The organism is Cohnella sp. LGH, assembly GCF_017671885.1.
In the GTDB taxonomy this organism is placed as follows: Bacteria; Bacillota; Bacilli; order Paenibacillales; family Paenibacillaceae; genus Cohnella; species Cohnella phaseoli.
On the sequence record NZ_CP072117.1, the window covers coordinates 5,800,616 to 5,817,147 of the forward strand.

Consider the following 16,532-nt stretch of genomic DNA (forward strand, 5'->3'; position numbering starts at 1 on the left):
CATTCCTCCTTAAGAGTAAAATTTATGATAAGAGTTTCGGATATGCGTAAAATCCCTGGTTGTCGGAGCCGTCAATTGCCAACTATCATAGAAGGTTCCGACGGCGGAACTCATAATAGCTTTGTTGTTGATGCTCGAGGTTGAATCATGCCCGATATACCCAAGAGCATGACCATATTCATGGGCAATGATGGACTTCCATTTGTTTGTCGAATAGAACATGGTTGTGCCGTTCCAAATCAGATACACCTTTGATTTCGCGAGTCGGGCTACGTACTTCGTCACATTGGTGTTTGTCTTTGCGTAATACAAGACTTCCGACGTTTCCCATGGAGAGTAACCGACCGTATTGGAAGGTAAGCCCAATTCCGTTGCCTCTAGCCCACTTATGCAAGTAGTAAAAATATGATAATCGCTGGACGTTGTCGACGTTCTGCTAAGCGAAAGCGAAGAGCCCCACTGATCAAAGCCGTAAGTGGATAACGTGGACAACGTAGACGCATCCATCAGACATGCTGAAGAGGCTTGTGTTTTGATTTTCAACTGCGTCGTTCCGCTTTGGCTGTGAGGAAAATAGCCGATGGAGCCGTAATCGGAATACCAGTTGTTCGGAAAAGTTCCCGCGTCTGTCGGTTGCGCGGCAAAAACATGCGAGCCGAATAAACTAAATAACAAAGTCGTTAAAACAACTATTTTCGCCCTCATCATCAAACCAACTCCTTTAATGTAATATTTTAACTATAAATCCAGTATGCCATCAGATTTGTTTTTTGGAAAGAAAACGTTTTCTTCATCTTTATTTCCGGAAAATCGTCGGCGATGTAGAAACCGATTGCGCTTGCAAGACACAAGAGGCCACTCCTGCATCCGTCCGGATGAAGGAGTGGCCTTGTTTGTTTGATTGATCCGCCCAATATCGTTTAGTCCTTTAAGCAGGTCGGCAACTTTTCGGGAGGGGGAGCACTAATCCATGCAGGTGTCTTTGACTTTCCCATAATAATCGACGAATTTCACTGGCGAACCGCCACCAGAAACCGACTGCAACGACAGCGCGAACAGCGAGCTCCAAGTCACCGCGTCGTAGACGTCGACCGCAGGCTTCCTGTCCTCCTGTATGGCAGAGACGAATTCCCGGATCACAAAGAAATCGCCTCCGCCGTGGCCGGTATGGAGAGCTTCTTTCTCCCACGCTCGCCAATCCGGATGATCCCATTTGGCCTTATGATTCCACAGCGAATCCCATTGCGGATCGGTTCCGGGATTGCCGGAAGCCTCGTTGTGCAGCCAAATGAGCGGGTCTTCTCCTTCGAAGCGCGGCCCGAGATACGCGCCTTCCGTCCCTTGCAGCCCATAGTGCACCATATTGTGCGGACGGGAGGACTGGATATCGACGCGGAGCGACACGACAACGCCCTTCTTAGTGCGGATAAGCGTCGTGGAGCTATCCCCCTGCCGCCAGAAATCGGGCTGTGCGCCCGGGTGATCCGGTCCGAACCGTTCCCGAAAATAGTTGGCCGTCGAGCGGCTTTTGGTATTGAAGGTGACCAATTCCTCGAAGCGATCACCGCCAGATTGATCAATGCCGAGCCACTTGGCGATCGGACCGAGCGAATGAGTCGGGTAAGTACAAGCATTAAAATCGTGTACACATTGTCCGCGCCAGGTCAAGCTCCCGTCCGCGCCATGCAGCAAATTCCGGACATCGTGAATGTATCCGCATTCCGCATAGGTAATCTCGCCGAAGGCGCCTGCGTCAGCCATCTGCTGAACCATTTTATTCTCGCGCGTATAGCAGTAATTTTCCGCCATCATGTACTTCAAGCCGCTCACTTCTACTGCTTCGATCAGCTTCCATCCGTCTTCAATCGTATGCGCGGCAATCACTTCGCTCAGAACGTGTTTCCCCGCGCGGAGCGCCTGAATCGCTTGATCGGCATGAAGCAACATCGGGGTCGCCAGGAAAATGGCATCGATCAACGGACTTTCCAATAGCTGATCATAGCTGGAAAACGTAATAATTTCGGGGTACTTTATCTTCCAGTCCTGAAGAACCTTTTCGTTCAGATCGCAGACAGCCGTCAGCTCCAAGCGATCTGCGAGTATCGAAAGCGCATTGTCGAATGCCCCGCCGCGCGAGCCGCCGATAACGGCTAATCTCACTTTTTTTGCCAATGTCATTCCTCCGGTTAATCATCGTATTTCTATTCTATTTGCGAATATTCATCCATACATCGGGATCGCCCAAATCATTGTGCACCTGAAGTCCGTTTACGCCAACGTTCGCGAAGATCGCCGCATCCTCAGCGCCTAGCGAAATGTACACCTGGTCGCTGACTTGCGGGAATACGGAGCTGTCCAGCCACAGCTTTCCGCTAATGTGTCTGATCCGATAGGGATTTCCGGAATAAGTGTCATGGTACTGCTGCAAAGTTACGCTGCCCGGACCGTTGAATTGCGATCCGTTCTGTGCGGCCCAAGCAATTGTGTTGAAAAACTTGACATCCCCTGTAAATGTATGTGCAGTGTTGATGTATCTTTTATTGCCTCCTCCGATTGCCGTAAGCTGGGTGTTAATAAAGTTAATATTCGTGCCCGAGCCGCTCAGCTCAACCCCGTGCTCCGCATTGTCCGCTCCGAAGCCGTACACCTGGATATCGGACGAGTTTCCGCTGATGCCTATTCCATAACCGACTCCATAAGAAAAGCTTTGGAAAACATTCACATGCGACGCGTTATGAATCCGGATGCCAGTTGCCATCGTCGACGGGGTGTTCATCCACCAATTGATACGCGGAGCATTGTCTTCGCGTCCTGCATCCTGCCAGTCCCCAACCGTATTCATCAGATTGCGGATATATCCCGGGTCGCCGTTCACGCCGTCGAGATCGATAAACGTTTTGAGCGCAACGCCCCTGACATAGTCGATCAAATAGTCGCCTTCGTTCATTTTGATTCCCGTATAGGAATCCGGAAGCGTTACATCCTTCACATAAGCCCCGGCTCCATTTCCTTGAATCGTTGCGGGATAGGCAATAGGTGCGCTGAAGTTTTGAATCGGATAAAACACGCTGAGACCGCGAACGCCGGCATCCTGACCCAACGCGAGGAAGGGATCGCCGCTTTCGTCGCCTTGATTTTCCGATGCCAGCAGCACCGTGCCTTTCCGTTTCGAACCGTAATGGTAAGGTCCGTCGCTGACGCCTCTCAATTCCACGTTGCCAGGTACCGACAGATGTCCGGCTAGGTTATAACGACCAGCCGGCAAGTAGACGGTTCCCCCGCCTGCTGTCCCGGCGTCGTCCAGGGCGTCCTGAATCGCTCCGGTATCGTCGGTCGTTCCATCGGCCTCGGCATTGTATGGCGCTTTCTTCACGTTGAAGAAATTCGACGTCGACGGCTTGCGATTGGCCGGGATGGGCGGATCGCCCGCAGGCAGCTGCGGAGAGAAGGCCGTTCCCGCGTCGTTGTTAAACTTGATGTCTCCCGAGCTGAGGCTATGGACATCGGGCGAGTTGCCGGCAAATTCGTTGCCGACCATCGTCAAGGAGCTGACTCCGGAACCAAGCCAAACTTCAGGCTGGTCCACGCCGAATACGGAAGACGTAATAATCAGCGTTCCGTCCGACGCTTCGACAGCCCTCCCTGATCCCCAATCCGAAAAAGTCGCATGAGCGAAGCTAAGCGTCCCCGCGCCATCCATCTTGACCGGAATACCGTCCGGCGAACCGAAAGTCGTCGAGTTGAAAAAGACGACCGCTTCCTCATCGAAGGTTGAAGGCGCTTCCACAGAAATTCCATCGCTGCCCGTCGTGTTGATAGTGCTATTGCTAATGGTTATTCCGGCACCGCTCGGATCGGCGAGCTTGATCCCGATCTTGCCGTTTTCGGTGCGAAGCTTCTGAATCTGTCCGTTGTATTTGCCGTATATGCCTTCTTCGACTAGCAGTCCTATCCCGTAGCCTTCAAGAAACACATCGTACATGTAACCCCAGTCGTTCTTCTTCTGCACGACTCCGGTTCCGTTCGCTCTCTGGTAAGCCATAATGGAAGATTCGGTCGGCGGCGTTCCCAAACCGCTGTCCGCCCAATATTTGGGTCGCAAATGGACGGTTTCCATACGGAGAATATCGCCGATCTTATCGATCTCGAAGCCTTGCTTCAAGACTGTGCCATATATGTTTTTTGAGTAGCTGCACGCCGCAAGAAATAAATTGAAGCCTTTGTACGAATTGATGAGCGTGATATTTTTTAGCGTCGGTCCGATTCGCGTTGTCAAGTCGGCTGCAATCGTCCAAGGGTAGGCTTGGATATTGCCGATATCGTCCTGTTCCGGATACCAGATCGTGACGTCGCGCACGGTCGATGACTGCTTCGTGGAAATGAACGCAGCGCCATTCTCGTTCCCTTTGTTCTCGTAAGACATCAGAATGGTTCCTGTTCCAAGCCCGCCCTGTTCAGGGTTCTGCCATTCCCCTCTTAGCGTGACCAGCTCCGGAACGGAAAGATGGCCTTCAAAGACGTAGCGCCCCGCTGGCGCGAAAACAACTCCGCCACCGTAGAATGCTGCGGCGTCCAGCGCTTGCTGAAAAGCAGCCGTATCGTCGATCAGATCATTCGCGACCGCGCCGAAATCGGTTACACTGTACATCGCCACAGGCACGTCCTCGGACGGAAGCGTCAGGGGCATCACGCGCGGATCTGGTGCGGGCGGAACCACACCTCCCGTCGGTCCGGGAAGCAAGGTCATCGCCAGAATGTGCATGTTCCATTCATTGGGCAGCACGATGCCGGATACCGATTTGGCTGTGTCGACTGCCAATTCGTACACAAAGATGTAGTTGGTCACGGATTCGTCCGAACCGCTGCCTCTTGGGCCGGTATGTCTGTGATTCAGGGTTTGCAGGATATGTTGTCCGGATGGGTTGGCGGTGGCCCAATCCTTCATCGTCACGGACATGTCGTCATACGTTCCATCCGTATAGAGGATGCGAAACGTTCCGGTTTTATCCCCTGCGGTAGCGGACCCTGCCACTTGAACGGAAGAATAGTTGTCCGGACGAAGCGGAATGGTTTGACCGACGGCAGCGACTGCATTGTCGTAAGAGTCCTCGAACAGGCCTAGCGAATAAGAAACGCCATCGAGCGCATTAATTCGATGTACGAGATTGGCCGAGTACGTTTTCCCGCTCCCCGCAAGAGAATCGTAAGCGCCATCCCCGATTTTCCGATTTCTCCAAGGATGTGTATCCGTATCGTAGCTGAAACCGTCATGGTTATATTCGCTGAACAAGTCGACCGAAATTCCTACAAACAGCGTCATCGCAAAAATGTTCAACTGCGCATTGTTGGGTAGAATCAGCTTATCCAGCTTCTTGCCCGGTTCCGGCGACAGATTGTATTGGTACAATCTCGCGTTCTCCATTATATCTGCTGTTTTGCTGTGATGATGAGTCATCGTCTGCACCGTTTGTTGGTTTTCGAGGTCGAAGGCGCTCTGGCTTCGATAATCCAGCATTAACAGCGTTTCCTCGGATGTCGTCCCGTCGGCATAGACAAAAGTAAATTTGCCGGAAGAATAGCCCGTTTCATCCGTACCCGAGGCCGCTCCCAATACCCGAATCGAGTTGTACGGCTCATCGTCCAGTTCCATAATCTGGCCGCCCGGTTTAATGTTATTTTGGCTGCCGTCACTCAAGGGGCCCAGCGTGAATGGCGCGCCCGCATAAATCGGATTGACTTGAACAAGATCTGCGGAAATCGTATTCCCATTCCCATCCAGATCGCCGTTGCTGCGGTTCGCGTCGTAGCTGAACGCATCATTGTTAAAATAAGGCGACAAGTCCAATTGAACCGGTGACGTACCGGACGCATAAGCTTTCGAATACGAACCGAAATCTTCTCCGGCGCCTCCCCATACAGAAAACAAAAGTGCGATGACAAGCGTGACTCGCGCTAGCTTGATAAACATACGTCTTCCTCCCCGCGCATGATTGCACTCCCGAATTTATTAAAAGCGATTTTCGGCAGATCGACCTCGGCGCCGGCACCCGGCGCATCCATCTCCAAAAAGCCGCCTCCAGCCTTTCGCATGCAGACAATGTTGAATACTCGTTTTTCTCCCGGCATGAGCGTAATATACGCCCGCTCTGCAACCATCCAAAATGCGTTTGTCGTCTCTTCCGGATATACGTGAAGCGCCATGTCACCTCCCGTATTGGTTACTTCAAAGCTTCGCATCCACCTCCCTTCGGTTCCAGTCAGGCCGCACTGCCAATCATTCATTGCGCGTATAGACAAATCGGCACCCGACAAGCTTAGCGCGGATTCGTAATACAGCTTTCGCTCCGAGGAAAAATAATACATATTCTCGGCCGTTTCGCCATTTGCGTACAAACGCAATCGAATGACGAACATAGCGGGACAGGGATTGGGAAGAATGAAGGAAAAAGCGCCTGCATTCAGGCATCTATCCCCGGACAGCGTTCCCGAGTACTCCCGCTTTATCAGGATGTTCCCCTGCCTATCAAGCGCCTCGGCGGCAATCCTGAATTCCCCTGGCTGCTCCCCATCCGCATAAATATCGCATGCAAACCTTTCGTTCGCGCTGAAATTCAATTTGCTGTAATTCAGGGAGACATGAAGCTTCCCGTAAGCGTTCAGCACCCAGTAATAGGCCATTTTCGCTTCACCGTAATATTCCGTTAAGGAGGTGCTTGATACATTGGGCCAAGGCTCGTTTAATTGCCAGACGATGCTGCCGCTGTTCGCGAATTTACGTCGGCGATTCGCTTCTACGATATAGCGCAGGCCTTCGGCCTGCAGCCATTGGCTGCATTGTACAAATTGCTCCAATCCGGCCAGCGGTCCGAAAAAAGTTTCATCCCGGTCCAGCGTATCCCACCATTCGCCATGATGCCGCCATACCTCGCTTTGCTTCATGGAAACCGGAAGCCGATGGCCGGGTCCGAGAAATTTTACGAGACTTTTGACCGAGCTGGCGCCATCCACGCCGAATTCACTGTGAAATAAATTATCCGAATTGCCATACAATTCGTAGTGTTCCGGGTTCCCAGCATACTTCCATTGACCGTGAACGTCATGAGAGACGCCTTTGTCTCTCGTAATAAATTCCACGGGACCGGATGCCGATGTCGGATAGAACAGCCGCTGCGGATCCAGACGAGCAACGATTTGCTGCAGCATGGCCAGGTTCTCATCCTCGTAGGTGGACGGTATATTGAACTCGCTCGTCAGTTCATTGCCGCCGCTCCAAACGGACAGGGAAACATGATTTCGCCGTTTCCGGACAGCCGATTCGGCGCTGCGTGCCAACAGGTTCAAGTAATCCGGATGCTTGGGCGGCGTATTGTCGATGCCCGAGCTCGATTGAATGAATTCCTGCCAAATCATGATGCCGTACCGGTCGCACAGCGCATAAAAAATTTCCTTCTCGATGATGCCCCCGCCCCATACTCTGACCAGGTTCACATTGGCATTTTTCATCAGCAGCACAAGCCATTCATAATGAGCCGACGATACGTTGCCGTACAACATATCAAGCGGCGTCATATTGACCCCTTTCACATAAACGGGGGTGTCGTTAATGACGAATGTATAAGGAAGCGCATCGTCGGTACTTCTCTCGTTCCGGGCATACGCAAGCTTTCGAATTCCGGTTTTCATTCGGCGCGTCTCATAGGCGTTCCCTTGTTCCATTAGCGTCAAACGAATTTCGTACAGCGGCTGTTCGCCGTATCCGTTCGGATACCATAGCTTGGGGTTAGCGATCTTCAACCTGTTTCTGATGTACAATCGTTCCTCGGAAAAAGGCTCTTCCGCGGAATAAACGACTTCGCCGTCCGGGCTCACACATTGGATTTGCAGCGTTTGCGTTCCCGGCACGAGCGTTTCCGGACCATGCAGTCGAATTTCAGTCTCCAGCTTGATCAAGCCGTCTCCGTCCTCCGTGTCGGAAAGCACGTACACTTCCCCCAAAGAACAAGCCTCGTGAACAACAAGCTTGCACGTATCCCATATTCCGATATTGACCATGCGAGCCGAGAAATCCCACTTGTAATTAAAGCGGCTTTTCTGCGTATGCGTCTCTGAAGTTAAGCCGATTTGAGACATTTCATCCGTAGCGTGCTCGAGCAATACGTCAATCGTCAGCGACCCGTGCTGCTTGACTTCGTCCGTTACATCGAAAATCGCCGGATGGAACATGCCTTCATGAACGCCGAGCAGCGACCCGTTCAGGAAAATGCGGGCTTTATAATCCAGACCTTCGAATACTAGCTCGACTTTATGGCCTGTTCTCTCCGGACGGGGAACGACTGTCCTGTACATCCACCAGCGATTCTCAACCCATTCGCACTTCAGGCTGTTCAAATCCGTGTGCGGATGATCGATATACCCGGCTCTAAACAGATCGTAATGTACGCCGCCCGGGACGGAAGCCGGAATCCAATCCGTGACCCCCAACAATTCGCGCCCCGTTTCCGTTCCGAACTTAAGCAGCGGAACCCATGGATAAAAACCTTTAACAGACCACTTGTGCGCCGACAATAAAAATTCCAACTAAGACGTCCTCCCAAATTTCCATTATCCTTTAACCGCACCGCTGGTCACGCCTGCAATAATATACTTTTGCAAAAACACGTATGCCGTCATTAACGGGGCCGCGACAACGATAATCCCTGCGGCCAGTATCGTCCAGTTCGTAGAAAATTGGCCGAAGAACATGTACAGACCGGCCGTAAGCGGCCGCATGCTTTTATCCGTCATAAACAGGAGCGGATTAATAAAATCGTTCCAAGCGTTCATGGCCGTCAACATCGCCACCGTAAAAAACGCCGGTTTGATCAAAGGAAATACAATGGTAAAAATAAATCTCAAGTAGCCGCATCCATCCATCGCGGCAGCTTCGTCCAGTTCCCGCGGCAACGATTTGACGAAGGCGACAAGGATAAACACGGCAATTGCAAGGCTGCCCCCGGTCTTGAATAAAATGAAGCCGATGTATGAATTCATGAACCCCAGGTTATCCATGATGACGACAAGCGGAACTAAACCAACCGGCAAAAACAACGCGGACATGAACAGCATGTGAACAAACCGGGAGCCTCGATAATGCTCTCTGGCAATCGGATAAGCCGCCATCGTTGCCACGATGCATGTGCATGCGGATACGAAAAAAGTGATAATGACACTGTTTTTGAAATAGAGCCCCATCTCCGCTTGCAGCCAGGCTTCTGTAAAATTGCTCCATTCCAACTCCTTCACGAAGGAAAGCGGCGAGTTCAGAAATTCCACATTGCTTTTCAAGGCCACGTTAACGAGCAGCAGAACGGGCGCGAGGATCAGCAGACAGAAAACCAACAACACCAGATGCGCCAATCCGTATTTCCCTTTATCGCGCGCAGCCATTACTGATCAACCTCCCTGCGCCGCAGATAATACTGCACAATGACCACAACGAACAAAATGAGCGCAAACTGAAGGATGGAGAGCGCAGCCAGGTAGCCCTTGGACAGCCCCGGCAAATACAGATTTTTAAAAATATAGAGCCCCAGCGTCGTAGAGGCCATTCCCGGACCGCCATTCGTCAGCACGACGATAATGTCGTAGGCGCCAAGTGTGCCGATAATGCTAAGCAGAACGTTAAGTGTGATCGCAGGTTGCAGCAGAGGCAGCGTGATGTGTCTGAAGTTTTGCCAATCCGAGCTTCCGTCGATGCGAGAGGCTTCGTAAAGCTCTTCCGGAATATTTTGCAGACCGGCCAAGTAGATGATCATCGAGTACCCGGCATAAGACCAAATCATGACAAAAACAACCAAATATAAGGCGGCATTCGGACTGCCCAACAGCGGCGAGTCGTAGCCCATCGACTGCAGCAGCGCATGCACCGGACCCGAGAACGGGTCGAACATCAGCGTCCAGATCAATCCGATCACCACGACGCCCAGTACGCTAGGCATAAATAGAACCGAACGGTAAATATTACGCCCGCGGAGCTTTATGTTCACAAGAACCGCGAGAAGAACGGCCAGCGCGTTCTGTCCCAGGGTGACCAGAATGGAGAAGATGAACGTATTTTGTACGGCTTCTCCAATATTGCGAAAATCGGACGATAGAGCCTGCATGTAGTTTTGCAAGCCAACCCAACGATGCGGCACATGAATATTTCCGTTAAAATCGGTAAACGAAAAATAAAAATTTCCAAGTGCGGGCAGCAAAACAAAAACTCCAAACAACAGTAAAGCAGGCAGCGTGACAACAATAGGCCATAGCTTTGCGTGTCGACTTTGAAACGGCGCCATTTGATCTCCCCATCAGGCAAGGCTGCAAATTCAAGGCAGCCTTGCCGCATGAATTCATTCCGGTTTTATTGCCAGTTGCTTTTACTTCCGAGGAGCGCTTGTTGAGACTGTTCGGCAGCCTCCGCAGCCGTCAGCCTGTTCATAATGATCTCTACGCCGATTCTTTCGAATTCGTATTTGGCGCCTGGAATCCGGTAAAGCTCCCAAATCGGCATCTGCTTCTTCAAAAGGGCGGAAACTTCATTTGCAACCGGAGAAGTCACCTGAATGCCGTCAATGACCGGCAGCATTCTGACCATATCCATGTACTTCTGATAATTGGCCGGTTCCATAATGAACTCCAAATACTTAACCGCAGCTTCTTTATTTTTCGAACCGCTGTAAATATTCCATCCGAAGCCGAATTTCGTGGTCGCAATACCGTTTGCTTCCTCATCGTTGCTGCCAGGCAGCAGGAATGCGCCTACCTCGAAATTAGGCTTGGCGTCTTCAATCTGCGACAAACTCCAGGAGCCGTCAATCATCATCGCCGCTTTGCCTTGGGCAAACAATCCTGGCGCCTGGCCGTAATCGAGGCCAAGTGAGTTCTTGATCATATACTTGCTAATAACGCCCAGCTTCTCGAACACTTCAACCCAGGCAGGGTCGGTAAATTTGGTTTCTTCCGTTTTCATTTTGTCGTAGAAAGCCGGATCTTGGCTTCTTACGATACCGGCTTCCAGAGCGCCGATAACCATATTGATCGGCCATTGGTCTTTCCCCCCGTACATGATCGGTTCAATCCCGCCCGACTTCAGCTTTTCGCTTACGCTTACGAACTCATCCCATGTTCGAGGCACGCTCAGCCCCAGATCGGCAAAGATCTTCTTGTTATAGAAGGTCACAAGCGCGATCGAGCTCATCGGCAGGAAGTATTGTTTGCCGTCCAACTGACCAGCCTTTAATGCATCCGGATAAAATTGATCGAAGAACGGATGCTGGCCGATATCCGCCATTTGCTGCCTCAGGGCCGGATTGTAAATATCCGCCTCGCCTCCGCTCCCCATGATGTCTACGTCTCCAGTCGTAATACGCGCTTCCTTAAAAGCAGCCCAATCCTTTGTCGGAACCGCATCATACTTAATCTTGATGTGCGGGTATTTTGCTTCAAACGCCTGATTGACTTCATCGAAGAAGGCTTTGTCCTCGACGCGGAAGTTAATGACCTTCAGTTCCACATTTTCCTGCTTCTCCGGTTCCGGGCTGCCGCTTGCTGACGGACTGGCGTTCGCCGAGCTCGGCGTCGTCGTACCGTTCGTTTGATTGTTGGGATTTCCACACGCGGTTAACAGCAGCATAGTTGCCATTATGGCTGCAAGCATCGTTTTCGTCGAAAATAATTTCAAAACAATCTCCCCCATTAGCTCATGTTTGAATTGAAACTTGTTGAATTAAATTTAAATAAACTTCAAACAAAAAGATAATCCCCCGAGCCAATCCACTCCTCTTCCCAGAATTAATGCGCTTTCAAATGGTTCATACACTCAATTATACATAGGCAAGGGCAAATTTCAATAAAAAAATTGATATTTGTTGAATTAAATACTTCAACAAATATCAACTTTAACATTATCTATTTGCAACGGAATCCCGTTCCACAATTTGCGTCATCACATTGATTTGCTCCGGTCGTAGCTCAGGGTCTTCCCATCTTCGCATCAACATCTCTACCGCCCGTCTGCCCATCAGCTCTTTACAAGCGTCTACAGACGTCAAGGGCGGAATAAACAAATTGCATTTATTCACGTTGTCGAATCCAATCAAAGAAATATCGCCGGGGCATGAAAGATTGAACTTCCCAAGCAGCTGCAGTAAATTAAAAGCAACGGGATCGTTCGCGCAGACGATTGCGGTCGGTCTCTCCTCTTGTACAATCATCGCTTCAAACTCAGGAACGGAGAACGGAATCACTTTCCCCGCCCGAGATCCCGTACATTCAAACATCCGAATATCTTCATCCGGTCGATCGCGGCGATAATCTTGGGCTGCTGCGGTAAAGCCGCGGTAACGCTCTTTGAAACTCGCCGCATAAGACAGATCGCCCACAAACCCGATTTTCCGATGGCCTCGATCCAGCAAGTACCATGTCGCCTCGTACGCCCCGCCATAATTTTCAGCCATAACCAAATCCAGTTTAATTCGACCTGGGGAGGAATCTACCAACACTGCGGTAATGTCGGCAGCATGAATGGCCTGAACGTAAGTATACGGAATCTGTCCCAGAATGATGACTCCGTCCACTTTTCTTTCCGAAATGCAATGCGGCATTCCATCCTCAATGGCGATCGAGGTGTCAATCCCGGCAACAATCATGCTGAATTGCAGCCTGCTTAGCTCCTCCTCGATGCCGTGAATGATCTTCCCCCAGTAATCGGAATCCTTCAAGTCATCGCGCGGAAGCAGCACCGCGACGTTCCCCGTTTTACCTATTCTGTTCGTCTTCAGAACCGGAACAGCGCGATAGCCCATCCGGATCGCTGTCCTTCTTACAAGCTCTTTCGTCTCATCGCTAACGCCTTGCAGGTTGGCCAGCGCCTTGGATACGAGAGACTTCGAAATATCCAGCTCATCCGCTATCGCTTGCATGGTCACCTTTTTTTTCATTACAAAACCTCTGATTCAATTATTTTTCTTTTCAACTCATCATACGCTTGTTTCGTTATTTATTCAACATTTTTCACCTTTAGGAAGCATCACTATTTCCCGTCTTTCCGATAAGCCATCGGGGACTTGCCCATTCGCTCGGAAAAAACACGGGCAAAAGTCGGATAGGATGAAAACCCAGCCTCATAGCAGACGTCCGTCACTTTCATCCCGGTGCCAATCAGCAAGCTGCACGCGTGAGCCAACCGGATGCGTTCCAGAAATCGCGAGTAGTTTCCCCCTGTCAGCTTCTTGAATTCCGCGCTAATATGCGCTTCAGTGTATCCGTAGGTCGCCGCCAAGCTGCTCAGCGAAATCGGATCGCGAAAATTCTGGTACACATGCCGAATGACCGTCCACATGCCTCCTCTGGCGTCGTTCCTGCCCCCGGCTCCTGCACTGCCGCCGAGACGCCGGCGAAATCGATCCACAAGAATGAACAGCTCGAACAGCTTGGACACAAACATCGCCTCACGCCACGTCCGATCGCTGCGAATTTCCTCATGCATTTGAACAAGCAGCCTGTACACCGAATCCGCATAGGGTTCATCAAGCGCATAGGAGGTGTGCCAATCCGACTCCGCCTCCTTAAGCAGTCCCTGCAAGGACATCAGAGGATGCGATCGATTAAAAAAAGCCTGAAGTCCAATCGCTCCATTGTACATGAACAGCTCCTGCCCCGGCGCGATTCGCAGCTCGTGAACTTGATGAGGGAACAGCAGCGTGAACGCTCCCGGCGCGATCCGCCGCTCGATTCCGTTGATTATCTCGATGGCTTCGCCTTGGAAGACGTAGGTATACTCGAGAAAATAATGCACGTGTGACGGAACATTGCCGGTCAGATGATGGATTTTCAACGTGTAGGGAAACTCTCCATGAATCTCGATATCTCCGCTGTAGTGATGGGGAATCATCTCACACCAGGCTTTCATCATAAAAAATGAGAGGTTTTGTTTAATTTTAACACGTATTTCAAAAAACAAGCACCTACAATGGGGAATATTCAAATTGAAAAAGAGGTGCGCGAAAGATGGAACGATTGTCCTATGTCAATCCGCTGCAAGGAACCGCTTCCGTATATGAATATTCATACGGCAACACGCTGCCGCTTGTTTCCCGTCCGTTCGGCATGGCTTCCTGGAGTCTGCAGACAAGGGAAGTGAAGGATGGCTGGTTTTTTCATCCGTCAGACCGCCGCTTGAACGGGGTTCGACTGACCCGTCAGCCGAGTCCTTGGATCGGCGATTACGGCCAGCTGCTGCTGCTGCCGCAAACCGGACCGTCCTGCCTGGCGCCGGAGCTTCGCCCCAGCTCTTATGAGCCGGAGAAATCGACACTGCGGCCGGATTACTTGTCGGTGCGCTTCTCACGCTATCGGGCCTCGCTGGAACTTACACCCGCAGAACGGAGCGCCGCGATCAGGCTAGCGTATGAAGATCCGCGAAATGCCAGACTGCTGCTGGCGACCTACGAAGGCGAATCAAGCTTTCAGTTCGACTACGCCGCTCGAACCTTATCCGGCTTCACGCGAACGAGCAGAGGCGGAACCCCCGACAACTTCGCCTTGTATTTCGTAATTGCGTTCGATTGCGAACTGGAGGAAACGGCGTGCGACATCTACAACGCCGAGTTCGCGCCGGTCGGTGCGCTCAGCCATGCAGGTGAGCAGCTTAGCGCTAGCGTCGGCTTGAAGCTGCCGACCGATGGAACGACTCAGGCAAAGATTGGCCTGTCGTTCATTAGCCTCGAGCAGGCGGCGCTGAACATGGAACGCGAGCTTGGGGACGCCGATTTTGACGAGCTGCGCAGTCAGGCCGCCGCTGAATGGGAGGAGCGGCTTGGCACAATCGAAATAAAGAGCGATGAAGCCGTGGATCAGCTGCGCACATTTTATACGTGTCTGTACCGGACATTTCTGTTTCCCCGGAAATCGTACGAGTTGGACGCCTCAGGCAGGACCGTTCACTATAGCCCATTCAACGGCAAGCTTTGCGAGGGGCCGATGTATTCGGACGTCGGTTTTTGGGATGTGTACCGGACGACAGTCCCCCTGTTCAGTCTGCTCTGTCCCCGCGAGCTGGGCGAGATGCTGCAATCCTGGGTGATCGCCTACAAAGAAAGCGGCTGGATGCCCAAGTGGGTGTCGCCGGGAGAACGCGGCGCTATGCCGGGAACGCTCATTGACGCTGTATTCGCGGACGCCATTGCCAAGGAAATCGACGGCTTCGACGCTCAAACCGCATACCAGGGACTGCTGAAGCATGCCACCCTGCCGCCTGATCGCGACATGGTCGGACGGGAAGGTCTTGATCATTATATTCGACTGGGCTACTTGCCGGACGAGCTTGTCCACCATAGCGTAAGCCACTCGCTTGACTACGCCTATGGAGATTTCTGCCTATCCGTCATTGCCCGGGCGCTGGGAGACGGCGAGTCGCAGCTTGCCCTGTCGGAACGCGCCCGCAACTATCGCCTGCTGTTCGACGCCGAGGTTTGTTTTATGCGCGGGCGGCAAGAAAGCGGAGCATGGAGACCGGACTTCAATCCGCTGGATTGGGGCGGCCCTTATTGCGAGGGCGGGGCCTGGCAGTGCAGTTGGGCTGTTCAGCACGATATTCGCGGCTATGCGGAGCTGTTCGGAGGCTCTGAGCAGATGGTTCGCAAGCTCGACGAGTTGTTCGCGGCGAAACCGCATTTTAATGTAGGTTCATATGGAATGGAAATTCACGAGATGTCGGAGATGGCCGCGGCCGATCTGGGGCAGTTCGCCATCAGCAACCAGCCCAGCTTCCATTTCCCCTACTTGTTTACGGCGCTTGGGGCTCCCTCGCGCACGCAATATTGGGCAAGAAAGACGATGGAGGAGCATTTCAGCGCGGAACCGAACGGACTTCCCGGAGACGAGGATAACGGAAGCCTGTCCGCCTGGTATATTTTTGGAGCGATGGGCATGTATCCGCTCTGCCCCGGCGTGCCTGAGTATACGCTCGGAAGCCCGCTCTTCGGCAGCATGAGCGTCAAGCTCCAGAATGGACGTAGGCTGGACATACAGTCCGTAAACAACAGCTCTGATCATAAGTATGTAAAATCGGTTGCCCTTAACGGTGAAACGCATGAGAAGTTGTTCTTTACTCATGCTCAATTAACGGAAGGCGCTAAAATCGTTTTCCAAATGACGGACGAGGCGATTCTCCAATCCTATTCGCCGCAGCAGCTGCCATTCTCGCAATCGGATGTCTCTGATCGCGGATAGAGAATGTTTGCAAACCTAATGTCACCAGCTCCAGAAGACGCCGGCCAAGTCTCGCCAAAGAGATTCATCTTAACGTTTTTATGAGTTATTGACGATACTATTTAGAGATGGCCAAAAACCGTGCCCTTCATCGACTATCACTCTCTTGACAGCTGCTGTATGATTACAAAATTATGCGATTACCTGCTTAGCGGGATAGGGGGATTTACCGGCCCACGTCTCGCTCTTATTTATTTCTGACCGGCACACCCAAAAAACAGGGGGAGCAAATAATGCTT

At 51.7% G+C, this 16,532-nt stretch carries 10 protein-coding genes; 1 reads left to right on the forward strand and 9 read right to left on the reverse strand.

Annotated elements, in window-relative coordinates; translation table 11 throughout:
- Positions 1–9 precede the first annotated feature (9 nt).
- From J4772_RS24445 to J4772_RS24485, 9 genes are all read right to left on the reverse strand, one after another.
- On the reverse strand, positions 10–708 hold the full coding sequence (locus J4772_RS24445; protein ID WP_209071786.1) for a hypothetical protein: 699 nt from the start codon (positions 706–708) through the stop codon (positions 10–12).
- 255 nt (positions 709–963) lie between these two features.
- On the reverse strand, positions 964–2,172 hold the full coding sequence (locus tag J4772_RS24450; RefSeq protein ID WP_209071787.1) for a Gfo/Idh/MocA family protein: 1,209 nt from the start codon (positions 2,170–2,172) through the stop codon (positions 964–966).
- Positions 2,173–2,206: 34 nt separating this feature from the next.
- Complete coding sequence (locus J4772_RS24455; RefSeq protein ID WP_209071788.1) at positions 2,207–5,968, reverse strand: glycosyl hydrolase family 28-related protein; 3,762 nt, start codon at positions 5,966–5,968, stop codon at positions 2,207–2,209.
- Positions 5,953–8,577: a glycoside hydrolase family 2 protein gene (locus J4772_RS24460; RefSeq protein ID WP_209071789.1), complete on the reverse strand. Its 2,625-nt coding sequence runs from the start codon at positions 8,575–8,577 to the stop codon at positions 5,953–5,955. Before J4772_RS24460 ends, J4772_RS24455 begins: the two co-directional genes overlap by 16 nt.
- Before the next feature lie 24 nt (positions 8,578–8,601).
- Entirely contained in the window at positions 8,602–9,426 is an 825-nt protein-coding gene (locus J4772_RS24465) for a carbohydrate ABC transporter permease (protein WP_116061311.1), read from the reverse strand.
- Positions 9,426–10,235 carry a carbohydrate ABC transporter permease gene (locus tag J4772_RS24470; protein WP_181917693.1) on the reverse strand — a complete coding sequence of 270 codons (810 nt, stop codon included), beginning with the start codon at positions 10,233–10,235 and terminating at the stop codon, positions 9,426–9,428. Before J4772_RS24470 ends, J4772_RS24465 begins: the two co-directional genes overlap by 1 nt.
- A 149-nt stretch (positions 10,236–10,384) precedes the next feature.
- Entirely contained in the window at positions 10,385–11,704 is a 1,320-nt protein-coding gene (locus J4772_RS24475) for an ABC transporter substrate-binding protein (protein ID WP_209071790.1), read from the reverse strand.
- 223 nt (positions 11,705–11,927) lie between these two features.
- Positions 11,928–12,962, reverse strand: a complete 1,035-nt coding sequence (locus tag J4772_RS24480) for a LacI family DNA-binding transcriptional regulator (protein WP_209071791.1) — start codon at positions 12,960–12,962, stop codon at positions 11,928–11,930.
- Positions 12,963–13,054: 92 nt separating this feature from the next.
- The gene (locus tag J4772_RS24485) at positions 13,055–13,915 is read right to left on the reverse strand and encodes an AraC family transcriptional regulator (protein WP_209071792.1); all 861 of its coding nucleotides are present in this window, start codon (positions 13,913–13,915) and stop codon (positions 13,055–13,057) included.
- A 116-nt stretch (positions 13,916–14,031) separates the two neighbouring features.
- On the opposite strand from J4772_RS24485, the gene J4772_RS24490 reads away from it, so the two are divergent.
- On the forward strand, positions 14,032–16,254 hold the full coding sequence (locus tag J4772_RS24490; RefSeq protein WP_209071793.1) for a GH92 family glycosyl hydrolase: 2,223 nt from the start codon (positions 14,032–14,034) through the stop codon (positions 16,252–16,254).
- Positions 16,255–16,532 lie beyond the last annotated feature (278 nt).

Coding starts and splice junctions, on each gene's coding strand:
- J4772_RS24445 (WP_209071786.1), bottom strand. CDS start 708: ATGATGAGGGCGAAAATAGTTGTTTTAACGACTTTGTTATTTAGTTTA.
- J4772_RS24455 (WP_209071788.1), bottom strand. CDS start 5,968: ATGTTTATCAAGCTAGCGCGAGTCACGCTTGTCATCGCACTTTTGTTT.
- J4772_RS24465 (WP_116061311.1), bottom strand. CDS start 9,426: ATGGCTGCGCGCGATAAAGGGAAATACGGATTGGCGCATCTGGTGTTG.
- J4772_RS24480 (WP_209071791.1), bottom strand. CDS start 12,962: ATGAAAAAAAAGGTGACCATGCAAGCGATAGCGGATGAGCTGGATATT.
- J4772_RS24485 (WP_209071792.1), bottom strand. CDS start 13,915: ATGATTCCCCATCACTACAGCGGAGATATCGAGATTCATGGAGAGTTT.
- J4772_RS24490 (WP_209071793.1), top strand. CDS start 14,032: ATGGAACGATTGTCCTATGTCAATCCGCTGCAAGGAACCGCTTCCGTA.